We start from the raw sequence: 17,919 nt of genomic DNA, 5'->3' as shown, positions 1-17,919 counted from the left end.
TTCAAATTAGGATTTTGATGCATTGAATCCACCGCCCAACGCGTGGATCAGGGACACATCAAGTGAAAAAGATCGTGCTTGTAGGTTCACCAGTGCACGCTGCGTATTCAGCATGGCATCTTCTGCGGTCAAAACGTCAAGGTAGGTCGCCAAACCGCCTCGGTAGCGGTTGTCCGCAATCTGATAGGCCGCTTTGGCATCCTGATAAGCCTCTTCCGTTTTTCCCAGACGAGCCTTCAAGGCTTTAGAACTGGTCATGACATCCGCAACGTCATGCAATGCCTGCGTCACCGTGTTGTTGTAATTGGCCACTGCTTCGTCATAAGTTGCTTCAGCCGACGTTAACTGACCGGATAATCGCCCACCGGTAAATAACGGCAGATAAATCGCCGGCCCGATGCTGCCGACATCATTACCCGACTTAGTCAGATTATTCAGGCCAAACGCCTGATAACCGATAAAACCGGAAATACTGACATCCGGATAAAATTGCGCCTTGGCAACATGAATCCGTTTGGCCGCAGCTTCAGCCCGCCAGCGCGCGGCGGTAACATCCGGACGATGCCCGAGAATATTGATACCGGTATTTTCCGGTAAGCCAAATGACGCGGTCAGTTGTACCGCCGGACGTTGTAATGACAACCCTCGATCCGGCCCCTTACCTAACAACGCAGCAATCGCATTTTTCTGAAGCTGGATAGATTCATCCACCGCTACCAACTCTGCATCTGCATTGGCCTTCAGAGCCTGCATCTGTTTCAGCACCCCTTGAGTTTCCAAACCGTTTTTAAAGCGCTCGGTCATCAACTCTACGGTTTTACTGCGGATCGCTAATGCTGTCTGCGCGGTATCACGATTCAGATATAAACGGGCCAGTTCGGCATAAGCCTGCGTTAGAGAGGTTTGGATCATCAGCTTCGCGGCTTGTGTTTCTGCCTCGGCAGCAGCTAAATCCGAGGTTGCAGCAGCCACGACAGCTTTGTTTTTGCCCCAAAAATCGATGTCATAACTGAAATTAGCCGTCACAGAACCATAACCATTCCAGTCATGAGGTGGCATGTATGCCTGATAGGCATAACTAACCTTTGTCTCCGATGCCGATGCACTCGCCCCCACCTGTATGGCGCGAATAGCACCAATCTGTTCCGCAATACCAGCCGCATTACGCAAACGTGCCTGAGCAGCCATCAGCGTAGGGGCATCAGATAATGCCTCCTGCATCAATTGGTTCAGCTGCGCATCATGGTAACGCAACCACCATTGGTTATCTGGCCAGCTTATTTTGTTCTGGCTGTTCAACGATTGCGATGATGCAAACTCATTCGCATGTTTCATCTGGCTCAGGGGATGATCAGGTGCCTGTGCACATGCACTCATCGCCAATGCCGCAATGGGAACAATCACAAACGGTGCTTTGAAAAGCCTGCCGTTGACGCGCAATGCAGGGGAATTCTTCACGATTAAACCTCATAACTAAACCGTACAGTTCAGTTATAACCTTGACACTATTTGACCGTCAAGCGAAACTTGAGTATCAGAAAATCAGAAGGTGGAACATGCGGGTAAAAAGTGAAGCACGACGACAAGCTATTATCGATGTCGCCAAAGAGGCATTCTGTCAACAAGGCTTTGAAAACACCTCCATGTCAGAAATTGCCAACCGGGTCGGAGGTTCCAAGGCAACGCTGTATAACTATTTCAGCTCCAAGGAAGAGATTTTCACCGCAGTGATGGATTCAGCAGCAGCGGAACATTTTGTTGTTGGCTTTGATATTCTGCATGAAAACAAAGATATTGAGACAGTACTGACAGAGCTTGGTATCCACTATCTGAAAGCCATTCTGTCACCCGATATTCTGGCCATTCGCAACATGGCCTATAGTGAAGCTGATCGGTCTGATATTGGCCGCCATTTTTATGAAAAAGGCCCCAAGCGTGGTTGGCAACTAATTAGTCAATATCTGCAAAAACAACAGACTCAACACGTGTTACACCCATGCAATTCAGAAATTGCCGCCATGCATTTGAAAGCACTGTTTGAAGCAGAAATTGTTGAACCCTATGCACTTCGCGCCGTTACGGATGTTTCCGATCCCCAGCTGGAACAGATGGTAACGCGGGCTGTTCGTGTGTTTTTATGTGCTTATCAGATCTGAATAACAAACTTAGCCATGCCAACATAGCTTTCTTTCTCACGAGAACTAAAATTAAATAGCGGTACTGATAAAGGAGAATGTTCATGCAACTTACCCTGGCGAAAAAATGCACATTATCGCTGTTTATTGCCTTTCTGATTGCTTCAGGGCCGGTCTTCGCCGATAAGCCAGACTGGAACAATAACAAGAACATGGACAATCCACTGGACTGGCAAAAAAGAAAGAACAGACAGCATAATGATCGTTTTGAAATGGATCGTGAACGAGAACAGCGATCTGCCAATATTCATTTCAATAATCACCATCGCGATGTGATACGGCGATATTATGACGATAGTTTCCGTGCTGGCGCTTGTCCCCCCGGGTTAATGAAAAAACATAACGGTTGCCTGCCACCCGGGATCGCCAAGAGATGGCATATTGGACGTCCACTGCCCCGCGATGTGGAGTACTACGATTTACCACCCCAAATTGTCATCAGTTTGGGCACACCACCCGCAGGTTATAAGTATGTCCGCGTCGCCAGTGATATATTGATGATTGCTGTTGGTAGTGGTTTGGTTGTCGACGCCATTCAAGATCTCAGTCGATAATGCTGAACTTTGTTAAAAAGCCTGCAATGCAGGCTTTTTTATTTGCCCGATTTTATCGTTAATGTCGCACCAGCCGATGCCAATACAATCGCGGCCAATGCACTCCACTGTAACCAGGTTAAATGCTCACCCAGAATGACCATTCCTGAAAGCGCGCCCACCGCTGGTTCAAGGCTCATTAATGTACCAAAGGTACGTGAAGGAATTCGGGTTAGCGCCATCATTTCCAACGAGAATGGTAACGCGGTTGATAAAACCCCAACTCCCAATGCGAGCGGTAACACATCCAGCGAAAACATGGTCGAGCTATTTTGCCAAAAACCGATGGGAGCAAAACAGACGGTGGCAATGCTCACCCCTAATGCAACAGAGGTTGGCCCATTTTTCATTCCCGACTTTTTACCAAAAATAATATACAACGCCCAACAGCCACCTGCGGCCAGGGCATAGAGTGCACCACCAATATCAATATTGGAGATTGTATGCCCGATCGGCAGCAGCAACATCAATCCACCGATAGCCAGCAAAATCCAGAGAAAATCAATCGCACGGCGGGATGAAAAAATAGCGACGGCCAACGGTCCAGTGAATTCAAAAGCCACCGCAACACCTAACGGTAACGTTAAGATCGATTGGTAAAATAAGAAGTTCATACCGCCCAGCACAATGCCGTAAATCAGTAGCGGTGCCAGATTTCCAGGCGTTAATCGGGAACGCCATGGTTTAAAAAATAACGTGAGTGCGATGGCTCCGACCAATAATCGTAACGATGTGGCGCCCGAAGCCCCCACCAATGGAAATAATTTTTTTGCCAGAGATGCGCCACTCTGCACAGAAATCATCGCGATAACGATGAGCAAAACCGGCACAAAACGACCAGAAAGACGGCCGGAAACCTGGGACATCAGATAACCCTTTCATAACAACCAAGAACATAAAGAGGGCTATTTGACACTAAAAAATAAGGCCCGCATAGAGCGGGCCTCCATAATTTCTTTGCAATAAAGAAATTTATGCTGGATTTGAATTACTTCAGACTATCTTGTACGCGCTGATGCAGTTCTTGCACCGAACTCACACTCGCAGTTTCATCAATCGCCATACCTAAACAAGATGCGAAGCCTGCATTCAGTGTCGTGGTATAGGCCACTTTATGTTGCAGTGCGCCGCGACGCAGTTGTTTAGAATCAGCAATCGCCACACGGCCTTCTACAGTATTCACGATGAAGGTGTATTCGCCATTCTTGATGCGATCCAGAATATGCGGACGACCTTCCGATACTTTGTTCACCTTACGGTTCGCAATACCGGCCGCTGTCAGTGCAGCAGAAGTTCCTGCGGTTGCATCCAGTTCAAAACCAGCCTTGATCAGTTGAGCAGCCAGATCTGCAACACGCGCCTTATCGCCAGGACGAACAGACAACAGTGCACGACCAGATTTTGGAATACCCTTCCCTGTTCCCAACTGTGCTTTGGCATAAGCTTCGGCGAAGGTTGCACCCACACCCATGACTTCACCGGTAGAGCGCATTTCAGGGCCAAGCAGCGGGTCAACGCCCGGGAACTTGTTGAACGGCAGCACTACTTCTTTCACCGAGAAGTATGGAGGAATGATTTCGCTGATGAAGCCTTGCTGAGTCAGTGACTGACCCGCCATGACACGCGCAGCAATCTTCGCCAGTGGCGCACCAGTCGCTTTCGATACGAACGGTACAGTACGGGCCGCACGCGGGTTCACTTCAATCAGATAAACCACACCGTCCTTCACCGCGAACTGAACGTTCATCAGACCGATTACTTTCAGTTCCATCGCCAGCTTGCGAACCTGCTCGCGGATCTCGGCCAGTACATCAGCCTGCAGAGAATAAGGTGGCAATGAACAGCCTGAGTCACCAGAATGGATACCACATTGTTCAATGTGTTCCATTACACCGCCGATCACCACGATGTCGCCATCGCAGATCGCATCAACGTCCAGTTCGGTAGCGTCATCCAGGAAGTGATCCAGCAATACTGGAGATTCGTTAGACACGCTCACTGCTTCATTGAAGTAACGACGCAAGTCGATTTCGTCAGAAACGATCTCCATCGCACGACCGCCCAATACATAAGATGGACGAACCACTAACGGATAACCGATCTCTTTCGCTTTCTCTACCGCTTGTTCCAGTGCCGTTACAGTCGCATTCTGTGGCTGTTTCAGACCCAGACGCTCAACCGCCTGCTGGAAACGCTCACGGTCTTCAGCACGGTCGATAGAATCTGGGCTGGTACCAATGATTGGTACGCCTGCGGCTTCCAGTGCTCGAGACAGTTTCAGCGGGGTCTGACCACCGTACTGCACGATCACACCTTTTGGCTGCTCAACACGCACGATTTCCAGTACGTCTTCCAGTGTTACAGGTTCGAAATACAGACGATCTGAGGTGTCGTAGTCGGTAGAAACGGTTTCTGGGTTACAGTTAACCATGATGGTTTCGTAACCGTCTTCGCGCAGTGCCAGTGCCGCATGCACACAGCAGTAGTCGAACTCGATACCCTGACCGATACGGTTCGGGCCACCACCTAGAACGATGATCTTGTCTTTATTGGTCGGTGCGGCTTCGCACTCTTCTTCATAAGTAGAGTACATGTAAGCTGTGTTGGTCGCGAATTCAGCCGCACAGGTATCCACACGTTTGTAAACTGGCAGAATCTTGTATTGATAACGCAGTTCACGCACCTGAGCTTCTTTCACGTTCAGCAGTTTAGCCAGACGTGCATCTGCAAAACCTTTGCGCTTCAGCTTACGCATGAAGTCAGCATCGATACCTGACAGACCTTTCGCCGCCACTTCATTTTCCAGATTCAACAGCTCTTCAATCTGGATCAGGAACCAAGGGTCGATCTTGGTATCATTGAATATTTCTTCCAATGACATGCCTGAACGGAACGCATCAGCCACATACCACAGACGGTCCGCACCCGGATTTTGCAGTTCATGACGGATGGTCGCTTTCACATCATCCGTATTTTCATCAACAATCGGGTCAAAACCGGTTCTGCCGATTTCCAGACCACGCATCGCTTTCTGCAGGGATTCCTGGAAGGTACGACCAATCGCCATGACTTCGCCGACCGATTTCATCTGTGTGGTCAGACGGTCATTGGCACCCGCAAATTTCTCGAAGTTGAAACGCGGAACTTTAGTGACCACGTAGTCGATAGATGGCTCGAAAGACGCTGGCGTTTTACCACCAGTAATGTCGTTCATCAGTTCATCCAGTGTGTAACCAATCGCCAGCTTGGCGGCTACTTTTGCAATGGGGAAACCGGTCGCTTTAGAAGCCAGCGCAGAAGAACGGGATACACGCGGGTTCATTTCGATGATAACCATACGGCCATCATCCGGGTTGATACCGAACTGGACGTTTGATCCACCGGTTTCAACGCCGATTTCACGCAGCACCGCCATCGAGGCGTTACGCATCAGCTGATATTCTTTATCAGTCAGCGTTTGTGCAGGCGCTACAGTGATTGAGTCACCAGTGTGAACCCCCATAGGGTCGAAGTTTTCGATGGAACAGACGATGATGCAGTTATCGTTACGATCACGCACCACTTCCATTTCATACTCTTTCCACCCGATCAGCGATTCGTCGATCAGCAGCTCTTTGGTTGGCGACAGATCCAGACCACGCTCACAGATCTCGACGAACTCTTCCGGGTTGTAAGCGATACCGCCACCTGAACCACCCATGGTGAATGATGGACGGATGATACATGGGAAACCCACTTTCTTCTGAACGTCCCACGCCTCTTCCATATTGTGCGCGATACCGGCACGAGGACATTCCAGACCAATGGAACGCATCGCCACATCGAAACGGTGACGATCTTCTGCTTTATCAATCGCGTCGGCAGTTGCGCCGATCATCTCCACGCCGAATTCAGCCAGAACGCCGTGGCGCTCCAGATCCAGCGCACAGTTCAGTGCCGTCTGACCACCCATGGTTGGCAACACTGCGTCAGGGCGTTCTTTTTCAATAATTTTACGCACAACTTCCCAGGTGATTGGCTCGATGTAAGTTGCATCAGCCATTTCTGGATCAGTCATGATGGTTGCCGGGTTGGAGTTTACCAGGATAACGCGGTAACCCTCTTCACGCAGCGCTTTACAAGCTTGTGCACCGGAATAGTCGAATTCACAAGCCTGACCGATCACAATCGGGCCTGCGCCCAGGATCAGAATACTTTTTAAGTCCGTACGTTTTGGCATGTCTCTTACCTATTCCTGTTATGCGCGGTATTGTTTGATCAAATCGATGAAATGGTCGAACAGCGGAGCTGCATCGTGCGGGCCCGGACTCGCTTCAGGGTGTCCCTGGAAGCTGAATGCTGGTTTGTCAGTACGATGGATTCCCTGCAGAGAACCGTCAAACAGTGATTTGTGCGTCGCACGCAGGTTAGCAGGCAGGCTGGTATCATCTGCAGCAAAACCGTGGTTCTGGCTGGTGATCATGACCACATTACGATCCAGATCTTTAACCGGGTGGTTACCACCATGGTGACCAAATTTCATTTTGATGGTTTTCGCACCCGATGCCAGAGCCAGCAACTGATGACCCAAACAGATACCAAATACAGGAAGGTCGGTTTCCAGGAATGATTTGATTGCACTGATGGCGTAATCACATGGTTCTGGATCACCAGGGCCATTTGACAGGAACACACCATCTGGATTCATGGCAAATACGGTTTCAGCTGGAGTTTGCGCCGGAACCACTGTCACTCGGCAACCACGATCCACCAGCATACGAAGAATATTGCGTTTTACGCCAAAATCGTAGGCCACAACGTGATATTTGTATTCAGCTGGTTTGGTGTGACCTTCACCCAGTTTCCATGAACCTTCGGTCCATTCGTAAGCTTCGGTGCACGACACTACTTTCGCCAGATCCATACCTTTCAGGCCTGGGAACGCTTTGGCTTCTGCCAGTGCTTTTGCTTCGTCCAGATTGCTGCCAGTCATAATGCAGCCGGCCTGAGCACCCTTTTCACGCAGAATACGAGTCAGTTTGCGGGTATCGATTTCAGCAATCCCAACCACATTGTGCTTCTTCAGATACTCAGACAGTGTTTCCTGAGAACGGAAGTTAGAAGCCACTAATGGCAGATCACGAATGATGAGGCCTTGAGCATGAATATTGGGAGATTCTTCGTCTTCGGAATTGGTACCGGTGTTACCAATGTGGGGATAAGTCAGTGTTACTATTTGGCGGCAATATGAAGGATCAGTGAGAATTTCCTGGTATCCCGTCATCGAAGTATTGAAAACAACTTCCCCGACCGAACAGCCTTCGGCACCAATCGACACACCCTTAAATACCGTCCCATCTTCCAACACTAACAGGGCAGAATGAGTCAAGACGACCTCCAAGTCATTAAATTTATGCTTGTACCCCCAGCAGTCTATTTCCTGCGCACTGAAGGGGTGATTTTATTGCCTGAAGTCTGTTGTTTAGCTAAAAACACTATTTTGCAAACTAACTTCGGGCAAATTGGCGGCATTCTACCTGAAATAACTAAGGAAGCCAACAGCAAGAAAATACAATGTGAAAAAACATGCAATGATTAAGCATAAAACTTCACAAAAAATAAGAAATGAACATTTCAGATGAAAAACACTATAAAAAAAAGGTGTTATAGCTCAATTTTAACTAAAAACACCCATAAATACATAAATAGACAATATCACCTGATATTTAGGTGATAATTTGAATTTTAATATATAAAAATAAGACAAAATAAAACCGCCATTGGCGGTTTTATTTTAGATTTAATACGTCTTGCATATCAAAAAGACCCTTAGACTGATCTTTTAACCAATTAGCCGCCCTTACGGCGCCATTTGCAAACGTCAATCGACTTGAAGCCTTGTGTGTGATCTCAACTCGCTCGCCAATATCGGCAAACATTACGGTGTGTTCACCCACTAAATCGCCAGCGCGAATGGTCGCAAAACCAATGGTGTTACGATCACGTTCACCAGTAATGCCTTCCCGGCCATAGACAGCACATTGCTTCAAATCACGACCTAGTGTTTTCGCAACCACTTCGCCCATGCTGAGAGCCGTACCCGATGGCGCATCGACTTTATGGCGGTGATGACCTTCAATGATTTCGATATCGGTATAATCACCCATGACTTTGGCCGCTTGCTCCAGCAACTTAAAGACCAGATTCACACCAATACTAAAATTAGACGCAAACACGATACCAATCTTAGTCGCTGCATCAGCAATGGCCGCTTTACCGGCATCATCAAACCCTGTTGTACCAATAACCATTTTCTTATCGTTGGCTACTGCAAAGGCCAGATTCTTCAGCGTGACTTCTGGACGTGTAAAATCAATGATGACATCAAAGTCATCTTTAACTTTCTCCAAGTCATCAGTAATGCGCACATTCATCGGGCCCATGCCATTCAGGTCGCCAATATCTAAACCAATGACGGTTGAGCCCGAACGCTCCAATGCTGCTCCCAGCATTACCTGTTCATTAGCACGGATGGCTTCCAGCAAAGTTTTCCCCATGCGGCCCTGACAGCCCATCAGAGCAATACGAATCGGAACGCTCATCTTCTTCCTCATTCAGATTTTTTCTATAAAAAAGGCCAGAAATCTGGCCTCTTCGCGGCTTACGCCAATACGTTCAATAATTCTACTTCAAATACCAGCGTTGAGAACGGCGGAATTGAACCAGCACCACGCTCACCGTAGGCCAGATTGTGCGGAATGAACAATTTCCACTTCGCGCCTTCGGACATCAGTTGCAGTGCTTCAACCCAGCCAGCAATCACGCCACCAACAGGGAACTCTGCTGGCTGACCACGTTGAACTGAACTGTCGAATACCTTGCCATCAGTGAAAGTACCATGGTAATGCACGCGAACTTTGTCTGATGCTGCAGGCTGTTTACCTGAGCCTGGAACCAGCACTTCATATTGCAGACCTGATTCAGTCACTTTGACTTCAGAGCGTTTTGCATTCTCAACCAAGAATTCAGCACCCGCTGCTTTCATGATGTCAGCACGAGCTGCTTCTTCAGCTGCCATTTTTTCATTCAGGATGCGGAATGCTTCACCAATTTGTTCATGAGAAACAGCAAAAGGTGCGTTGTTGATTGCATCTTCAATACCTTGCTGCACAGCAGACAGATCGAAACCGTCAAAAGACTGCTCAGTTAACTGCTGACCGATCTGACGACCAATACCGTAACAAGCTTGCTGTTCGGTTGTTTGAAACTTAGACATAAACACTCCGCGATTATTACAAAGGCTGCATGTTAACAGACCTGCAACGGTTTCAGAACCCTATCCCATACATTGAGGATGAACACCGTTCGTCTTGGCTTGCTGATAAGCCGGTTCAACTTGAGGAACTAAAGACTGTAACTTGTTGATACGGGTCTGATCCGACGGATGTGTCGATAAGATTTCCAACGGTTGCTTACCTGTGCTGGCTGCAGCCATGTTGTACCAAAGACTAACCGCTTCTTGTGGATTAAACCCAGCCAGAGCCATGAGCTGTAGCCCTAAGACATCCGCCTCCGTTTCCTGAGCACGACTGTAGGGCATTAAAACGCCATACTGTACTCCCAAGCCCAGAGCCGCCATTGCCGGAGCCTTGGTACTGCTGTTTTGCAGCAACTGATCTGCCGCCGCCATTCCCATGTCAGCAAGCTGACTCTGAGACAACCGTTCGTTTGAGTGCTGAGCTAATACATGTGAAACTTCATGACCAATAACTGCTGCCAGTTCATCCTGATTTTTGGCCACTTTTAACAATCCGGTATAAACACCGATGCGCCCACCCGGTAAAGCAAACGCATTCACCTCAGGCGAATCAAAAACCACCACTTCCCACTGTCCGGGATTCATCGCCGCATACTGCTCAGGAATAGCACGGGTGATGGCTTGCGCCACACACTGAACATAATGATTTTGTTTCGGATTGGTGGAGATTTTTTCTTTTTGCTTTATCTGTTGAAAAGAGGTCAACCCCATTTGGGCTACATCATTATTTCCCATTAATAACAATTGCTTCCGCCCGGTTGGTGAAACCGAACACGCAGTCAACACACACAAAGCAACCACTGATAACCATCTTTTTTTCATATAAGCCCCGAACATACGCAGCATGAGTAAAAACGTGTAAATCTTAGAGCATCGGCGCTATAACACAACACCCCTCCTGCTGTGCCATTCAAAGATCGTTACACGCGAACCGAACTGTCACCAAAACGTCAACTGAGCGACACAGAAACTTCACTGCATCTGGAAACAATGAGGTAGTCCGGATTAAATGGAGTTTGCCAGATGTTTACTGTCGACGAGCTACTCTCGACCCATATTTCTAAGCCCGTACCCCGGTGGTACAAGCCTTTTCTACGTTATCTGCTGTGTGAGAAAGAGTTTCAGCAATTTGGCAAACTCTATCCGAATTTACACGGGCTGGATTTTATTGAACAAGCATTGCGCTATTTGTCTTTTGCCTGTGATGTCTGTGAGGATGAGCTGGAGCATATTCCCGCACAAGGACCCGTTGTGATTGTTGCCAATCACCCTATCGGTTCTCTCGACGGACTGGCACTACTACAAATTATTTCTCGGGTCCGCAGCGACGTCAAAATCATTGCCAATCAGTTGCTCAATCAGATTAAGCCATTGGAAAATCTGTTGTTGCCCGTAGATAACATGAACGGGAATACGCAACGTCAGCAAATTTCCGCTATTCATGAACATCTTGGCAAAGGCGGTGCCTTGATCGTATTTCCGGCTGGCGAAGTTTCTCGATTACATTTGCACGGAGTTCACGACGGCAGTTGGAACCATGGCTTCTTACGATTAGCCAGCCAGCACAGAGCGCCGATTGTACCGATCCATATCACGGGTCATAACTCATGGCTGTTTTATGGTTCTTCACTTTTATTTAAGCCTCTTTCCACCTTATTGCTGGTACGTGAAATGTTGTACCAGCGCAAAGGGAACATCAAAATCAGAATCGGCGCCAAGATCCCATTTAATGAATGGTCCAAATTACCCGTCACTGGTAAAGCGCTCGCCAAACTCTTCCGCAAGCACCTCTATCGCTTAGGAAAAGGGAAAAAAGGGATCTTGACGACCGAGGCCCCGATTGCACTGGCAGAAGATCGGGTCAAACTGAAAAAAGCCGTAGAAAGTTGCAAGCCGTTAGGCGCAACCCCCGATGGCAAACAGATCTATCTCTATCGTCGGGAACAAGCGCCTTCCTCAGTGATCTTAAAAGAATTAGGCCGCTTACGGGAAATCGCGTTTCGTGCCGTCGGAGAAGGAACAGGCCAGCGCCGGGATCTCGATAGCTTTGATGATGATTACTATCATTTATTGTTGTGGGATCATAAAGAGCTGGAAATTGTGGGTGCATATCGCCTGATGCCTACGCGGGAACAACTGGCACGCAAAGGTCATTCCGGATTATATAGCTATGGTTTGTTTCATTATGACATCGCAATGAGTCATATTCTGGAACAAGGCATCGAACTGGGCCGCAGCTTTATTCAACCCCGTTACTGGGGTAAACGCAGTCTAGACTATCTGTGGCAAGGCATTGGTGCTTTCCTCGCGCAAAATCCACAATATCGCTATCTGTTTGGTCCGGTATCTATGTCAGCAAGTTTACCGGCTCCGGCTCGCGATCTGCTCGTTGCATTTTACAAACTGCACTTTAGCCCACGCTGGCCCCTCGCCCGCTCTCGCCAACCTTATACCACTGGTTCGCTTGATATAGCCAATCAGTTTATTGGGCAAGATTACCATCAGGATTTGGCCATCCTAAAATCGATGCTGGATAACTTGGGATGCGGCATTCCTACTTTATATAAGCAGTATTCTGAATTGTGTGAACCTGGAGGGGTACAGTTTCTGGACTTTGGCATAGATCCAGACTTCGGAAACTGCGTAGATGGATTAGTGTTGGTGGATGTGCATAAAATGAAACCGAATAAACGCCAGCGTTACATTAGCTGTCACCTTCCACAAGAAGAAACCACAACGGCCAGTGCTTAACAACCTTTTTACGATTGCTCAAATAAAACGCCCCACATGTGGGGCGTTTTATTATTCTCGTCACTGTGATCAGAGCTTATAACCCAGCTTTTGACGTAAGAAAGCACCAGAACCCAATAAGCCTGGCTGTTCATGAGTAATCAAAAAGACGGGAATAGGTTCCAGATAAGAATGGAAACGCCCCTTATCTTCAAACGCCACACGGAAACCAGAGGCTTTAAAGAAGTCGAGGAAACGCGGCACGATACCACCCGCGATATATACCCCGCCAAAAGTGCCCAAATTCAGAGCCAGATTACCGCCAAAGCGCCCCATCAACACACAGAACAGGCTCAATGCACGACGGCAATCAGTATCTTCATCGGCCAAAGCACGTGCGGTAACATCTTTCGGCTGTAAGTTTTCTGGTACACGTTCATCCGCCATCACCAAACCACGGTAGATATTGACCAGCCCCGGCCCTGACAGTAAACGCTCTGCCGATACGTGACCTAATTCTTCACGTAACGCCTCTAGCACCATAACCTCTTCTGTGCTGTTTGGCGCAAAATCAACATGTCCACCTTCACCTGGCAAACTCATCCAGGCTTCACCCGTGTGTACCAGATGGGCAACCCCTAACCCGGTACCCGCACCGTATACCGCGATTGGTTTTCCTGCCTGCGCAGCCTCACCGCCGAACTGAATTTTGTTTTCCGCTTTCAAAGCCGGAATCGCCATTGAAATAGCGGTGAAGTCATTGATAATGGAAAGATGATCCAAGCCCAGATTCTGTTGCATTTCACTTTGAGAAAATGCCCAGGTGTGGTTCGTCATCGCAACCCAATCCCCCGTAATAGGGCAAGCAATCGCTATACATGCACTAGCAACTTTAGTGGCTGTTTCTTCCAAATAAACCCGAATTACAGCTTCAAGCGATGGGTAATCCGCACCAGAATAGTTTTTGATGTGCGATAAGCTACCATCTTGCAAACTACATAACGCCAGACGAGCATTTGTACCACCAACATCGCCCACCAGAACCTGTTCAGCCATTTATAGTCTCCCAAAAAAATCATCTAATTCAGAATACAGATAGACTTACACTAATTTACTTTCAATAACGAACAGTCTACCTATTGTCAGACTGAGAAAACGCCAGACAGATCACAGCATCCGTGTTTTGATCAACAAATGTAGTTTTTTTCCTACATTTTGCTGCCTCTGATTATTTATTCTGTTACCTTTAACATTAATAACAACTAACCAACATTCTTCGCTGCGAGCTGGATCACTAAGCATGAATACTCTGGAAAAAATCACTAAACACCTGGAACATTTCAGTAAATCAGAACGTAAAGTTGCTGAGGTCATTCTGAGTTCACCGCAGGTTGCGATTCACTCCAGCATTGCTGCACTGGCGAAAATGGCGGATGTCAGTGAGCCAACGGTCAATCGTTTTTGCCGCCGGTTAGACACCAAAGGGTTTCCGGATTTCAAATTGCATCTGGCACAAAGTCTGGCGAATGGTACCCCCTATGTAAATTTGCATGTGGAAGAAAATGATACGCCGGATGAATACACCGCCAAGATCTTTGAATCCACTATTGCCTGTCTGGAAGTCGCCAAAAACAGTTTAGATTCGACGGCTGTTAACCGTTGTGTCGACTTACTGACACAAGCCAAGAAGATTTCATTTTTTGGGCTGGGGGCATCGTCAGCGGTGGCGCATGATGCATTGAACAAATTCTTCCGTTTCAATATTCCCGTAGTTTGCTTTGATGACATCGTCATGATGCGTATGAGTTGTATTAACAGCAGCGATGGTGATGTGGTCGTTGTCATTTCTCACACGGGCAGAACCAAAGCCTTAGTCGAAATTGCAGCACTGGCTCGCCATAATGATGCAACTGTGATCGGTATTACCGCACAAGACTCACCTCTGGCAAAACAATGCAATCTGGTTCTTTCCATGGATGTACCTGAAGATACAGATGTTTATCTACCGATGGCATCCCGGATTGCACAACTTGCACTAATTGATGTTCTTGCGACTGGCTTCACACTTCGTCGTGGTGCTAAGTTCCGTGAAAATTTGAAGAAGGTCAAAGAAGGAATAAAAGATTCGCGTTTTGAATCACTGCATCAGTGAAATCGTTTACCTTAACCGCATCACCTCTCCTGTTTGTATCAGAGTGCATCTTTGCGTATCATTGTGTATCACTGAATCGTCGCAAAAATGACACATCAGACCTGTAATGTTCCTACATCTTACATTCTCGCATGTTTATTGCAGGTCGCTTTCATATCGAATTCTGTTTTTGTTATTCACAGTTTATAACTAACTCATGGAGCTGAAGATGTTAAGAAGAACGAAAATTGTGACCACCCTAGGTCCGGCCACTGATCGTGAAGGCGTGCTGGAAGGGATCCTCCAGGCCGGTGCCAACATGGTTCGTATGAACTTTTCCCATGGCACCGCCGAAGATCATATTGCCCGCGCCAAAGAAATCCGCGAACTGGCCGCCCGTCTTGGCAAATCCGTGGCCATCCTCGGTGATTTGCAGGGCCCCAAAATTCGTGTCTCTACCTTTAAAGACAACAAGATCCAACTGAAAGTCGGTGATAAATTCCTGTTAGATGCCGAATTGGGCAAAGGCGAAGGCACGCAGGAACAAGTCGGGATCGATTATAAAAAACTGCCGGAAGATGTGGTCACGGGCGACATTCTGCTGCTCGACGACGGTCGTGTGCAGTTGAAAGTCGAAAGCGTAACGGGCAGTAAAATTTTCACCACTGTGACCGTCGGTGGCCCGTTGTCAAACAACAAAGGCATTAACAAGAAAGGCGGCGGCCTGTCTGCTCCGGCACTGACCGACAAAGACAAAGCCGATATCAAAACTGCTGCGCTGATGCAGGTTGATTATCTGGCCGTTTCCTTCCCGCGTAACGGCGCAGACCTGAATTACGCCCGTGAACTGGCGCGCGAAGCCGGTTGCAACGCCAAAATCGTCGCCAAAGTCGAACGCGCTGAAACGGTAGCCACCGATGAAGCCATGGAAGACATCATTCTGGCTTCGGATGTCGTGATGGTAGCGCGTGGTGATCTGGGTGTCGAAATCGGTGACTCTGAGCTGATGGGCGTACAGAAAAAACTGATCCGCACCGCACGTAAGCTGAACCGCGTTGTCATTACTGCCACCCAAATGATGGAATCGATGATCAAAGCACCGATGCCAACCCGTGCGGAAGTCATGGACGTAGCGAACGCCGTACTGGATGGTACCGATGCGGTGATGCTATCTGCTGAAACAGCAGCGGGTGACTTCCCGATTGAAACCGTGACTGCGATGGCCAGCGTCTGTCTGGGTGCGGAAAAACACCCGAGCGTCAACGTGTCCAATCACCGCATGACCTATACCTTCAACTCGATCGAAGAAACCGTCGCCATGAGCACCATGTATGCGGCTAACCACATGCAGGGTGTTAAAGGGATTGTCGCAATGACCGAATCAGGCACCACGCCACTGCTGATGTCACGTTTAAGCTCTGGGCTACCGATTTTTGCGTTGTCCCGCCACCAGCAAACCCTGAACTGGTGTTCGCTGTATCGTGGTGTCACACCGGTCTTTTTTGATGCCGATGAAACACAACCAGTCATTCAAAATTGCCGTGATGCACTGTCAGAGTTAAAAAACCGCGGTTATCTGAAATCCGGCGATTTGATCCTGATGACCTACGGTGACAAGATTGAAACCATTGGTGGCACCAATACCTGTAAGATGATGATCGTGGAATAACGATTATTCAGAAATCAAAAATGCCGACACAATGTCGGCATTTTTATTTAGTTCGGCCTCACGATCTGCTGATAGGTTGCTCTCGCTTGCTGTTGTGCCAGCATCCGCACGTTATCAATATCTGCCAGATGCTGATTAAGCAACTGATAGATAGGATCATCCTTTTGTGGTTGCAGCATGATCTCTATCGACCTTATTGCCTCGTGAAGCGGCATCGGTTTTCTGTAGGGTCGATCTTCCCGCAAGGCCGTTAATACATCTGCATAGGTCATGATCCGCGACTCCTCAGAAAGAGCACGGCGGTCGAGTCCAAATGAATAACCGGTACCATCCGCTCTCTCGTGATGATTACTTGCCCAATCGCAAATATCGCCCAGTACACCCAATTCGCTCAAAATTTCATGGGTGTAAAAAGCATGCGCCTTCATACGGTTAAATTCCTGAGGCGTCAGTTTTTCAGGTTTGTTTAAAATCTCACTCGGTACAGCAATCTTGCCAATATCATGCAAATATCCCGCAACTCGGAGTTGTCGACATTTCTCATCGGGAAAGTGTTTTAATCTGGCCAACGCATAAGCGACCGAAGCGACACCGGCAGAATGTGTCGCAGTAAAACGGCTTCTGAAATCAATAACATGCGAGAATGTTTGTGCTAGCGATTCCAGCATATCAATATCAACAGGGATGGGTAGCTCGTGCGCTAATGTCCGGTGAAGTACTGTTTCCATCGAGCAGCCGTCAATTCGTAACCAAAACGCATCGTTCGCAGAAGCTCTCAGAAAAACATCGACCAGATCAGGTTTAAAAACGGCTCCTGATAGCGTTTGAATTGTTTTTTTGACCTTTTCGACTTGATCCAAAACCCACAAATTAGGATCAATTAAAATTTCAATCCGATCTGCCAGATGTAATAAGAAACTTTCTTCCGGTACATTTTCACCATGAATTTTGCTTCCAGCCCCATTGTGCCAATGATGATGGTGGTAGCGGATCACGGGAACAATATCAGCGAAATAAGCAAAACTTTGCAGCATTCCTGCCCCTAATGCGGCATGAGCATGATCTTCTTTCACATCCATCCGAACCAGTTCGGCCTTATCAGAAGATGAAACTGCACCAATATCATGAAGTACTGCAGCAAGAATTAACCGTTTTTTTTGTTCCTCACTCCATCCGGCTTCCTCAGCAAGCGACTCAGCTAATGATGCAACTCTCAAGTGGTGCTGATGAACAAATGAACTGACCATATCGATGGAATGAGCCAATGAAATGATGATGTCTTGCAACTTAAATTCCTGACTCAT

General features: G+C 47.8%; 15 protein-coding genes. 6 read left to right on the top strand and 9 right to left on the bottom strand.

Annotated features, from left to right (window positions below; all coding sequences use genetic code 11):
* Positions 1-6 precede the first annotated feature (6 nt).
* The gene (locus tag H027_RS0113650; protein ID WP_024873015.1) at positions 7-1,458 is read right to left on the bottom strand and encodes an efflux transporter outer membrane subunit; all 1,452 of its coding nucleotides are present in this window, start codon (positions 1,456-1,458) and stop codon (positions 7-9) included.
* Between the two features lie 98 nt (positions 1,459-1,556).
* Here H027_RS0113650 and H027_RS0113645 point away from each other — a divergent pair, with 98 nt between their 5' ends.
* Entirely contained in the window at positions 1,557-2,156 is a 600-nt protein-coding gene (locus H027_RS0113645; RefSeq protein WP_024873014.1) for a TetR/AcrR family transcriptional regulator, read from the top strand.
* 83 nt (positions 2,157-2,239) lie between these two features.
* Positions 2,240-2,749 (top strand): hypothetical protein, encoded by a 510-nt coding sequence (locus H027_RS0113640; protein ID WP_024873013.1) that lies wholly within the window; start codon positions 2,240-2,242, stop codon positions 2,747-2,749.
* Positions 2,750-2,787: 38 nt separating this feature from the next.
* On the opposite strand, the gene rhtA is transcribed toward H027_RS0113640, so the two are convergent.
* The 3 genes from rhtA to carA form a co-directional block, all read right to left on the bottom strand.
* Entirely contained in the window at positions 2,788-3,654 is an 867-nt protein-coding gene (gene rhtA / locus H027_RS0113635) for a threonine/homoserine exporter RhtA (RefSeq protein WP_024873012.1), read from the bottom strand.
* Positions 3,655-3,776: 122 nt separating this feature from the next.
* The gene (gene carB, locus H027_RS0113630; RefSeq protein WP_024873011.1) at positions 3,777-7,007 is read right to left on the bottom strand and encodes a carbamoyl-phosphate synthase large subunit; all 3,231 of its coding nucleotides are present in this window, start codon (positions 7,005-7,007) and stop codon (positions 3,777-3,779) included.
* A gap of 18 nt (positions 7,008-7,025) precedes the next feature.
* Positions 7,026-8,156, bottom strand: coding sequence for a glutamine-hydrolyzing carbamoyl-phosphate synthase small subunit (gene carA / locus H027_RS0113625; RefSeq protein ID WP_024873010.1), 1,131 nt, complete (start codon positions 8,154-8,156; stop codon positions 7,026-7,028).
* On the opposite strand from carA, the gene H027_RS0113620 reads away from it, so the two are divergent.
* Positions 8,148-8,366 carry a hypothetical protein gene (locus H027_RS0113620; protein WP_024873009.1) on the top strand — a complete coding sequence of 73 codons (219 nt, stop codon included), beginning with the start codon at positions 8,148-8,150 and terminating at the stop codon, positions 8,364-8,366. The genes carA and H027_RS0113620 overlap by 9 nt on opposite strands.
* 190 nt (positions 8,367-8,556) lie before the next feature.
* Here H027_RS0113620 and dapB read toward each other — a convergent pair whose 3' ends face one another.
* From dapB to H027_RS0113605, 3 genes are read right to left on the bottom strand one after another with little or no spacing between them, the layout of a single operon-like run.
* Complete coding sequence (dapB, locus tag H027_RS0113615; RefSeq protein ID WP_024873008.1) at positions 8,557-9,369, bottom strand: 4-hydroxy-tetrahydrodipicolinate reductase; 813 nt, start codon at positions 9,367-9,369, stop codon at positions 8,557-8,559.
* A 59-nt stretch (positions 9,370-9,428) separates the two neighbouring features.
* Positions 9,429-10,043 carry a BamJ family beta-barrel-assembly machinery protein gene (locus tag H027_RS0113610; protein ID WP_024873007.1) on the bottom strand — a complete coding sequence of 205 codons (615 nt, stop codon included), beginning with the start codon at positions 10,041-10,043 and terminating at the stop codon, positions 9,429-9,431.
* A gap of 60 nt (positions 10,044-10,103) precedes the next feature.
* On the bottom strand, positions 10,104-10,907 hold the full coding sequence (locus tag H027_RS0113605; RefSeq protein ID WP_024873006.1) for a M48 family metallopeptidase: 804 nt from the start codon (positions 10,905-10,907) through the stop codon (positions 10,104-10,106).
* 201 nt (positions 10,908-11,108) lie between these two features.
* Here H027_RS0113605 and olsF point away from each other — a divergent pair, with 201 nt between their 5' ends.
* Entirely contained in the window at positions 11,109-12,836 is a 1,728-nt protein-coding gene (olsF, locus tag H027_RS0113600; protein ID WP_024873005.1) for a bifunctional ornithine lipid synthase OlsF, read from the top strand.
* 69 nt (positions 12,837-12,905) lie between these two features.
* On the opposite strand, the gene glk is transcribed toward olsF, so the two are convergent.
* The gene (glk, locus tag H027_RS0113595; protein WP_024873004.1) at positions 12,906-13,871 is read right to left on the bottom strand and encodes a glucokinase; all 966 of its coding nucleotides are present in this window, start codon (positions 13,869-13,871) and stop codon (positions 12,906-12,908) included.
* 244 nt (positions 13,872-14,115) lie between these two features.
* On the opposite strand from glk, the gene H027_RS0113590 reads away from it, so the two are divergent.
* Entirely contained in the window at positions 14,116-14,967 is an 852-nt protein-coding gene (locus H027_RS0113590; RefSeq protein WP_024873003.1) for a MurR/RpiR family transcriptional regulator, read from the top strand.
* 208 nt (positions 14,968-15,175) lie between these two features.
* Positions 15,176-16,615: a pyruvate kinase gene (pyk, locus tag H027_RS0113585; protein ID WP_024873002.1), complete on the top strand. Its 1,440-nt coding sequence runs from the start codon at positions 15,176-15,178 to the stop codon at positions 16,613-16,615.
* Between the two features lie 47 nt (positions 16,616-16,662).
* On the opposite strand, the gene H027_RS0113580 is transcribed toward pyk, so the two are convergent.
* Positions 16,663-17,919: an HD-GYP domain-containing protein gene (locus H027_RS0113580; protein WP_024873001.1), complete on the bottom strand. Its 1,257-nt coding sequence runs from the start codon at positions 17,917-17,919 to the stop codon at positions 16,663-16,665.

It is taken from the genome of Tolumonas lignilytica (assembly GCF_000527035.1).
Taxonomy (GTDB): domain Bacteria; phylum Pseudomonadota; class Gammaproteobacteria; order Enterobacterales; family Aeromonadaceae; genus Tolumonas; species Tolumonas lignilytica.
The sequence above is the reverse complement of the archived record's forward strand: the minus strand, read 5'-3'. Positions and strand labels throughout refer to the sequence as shown.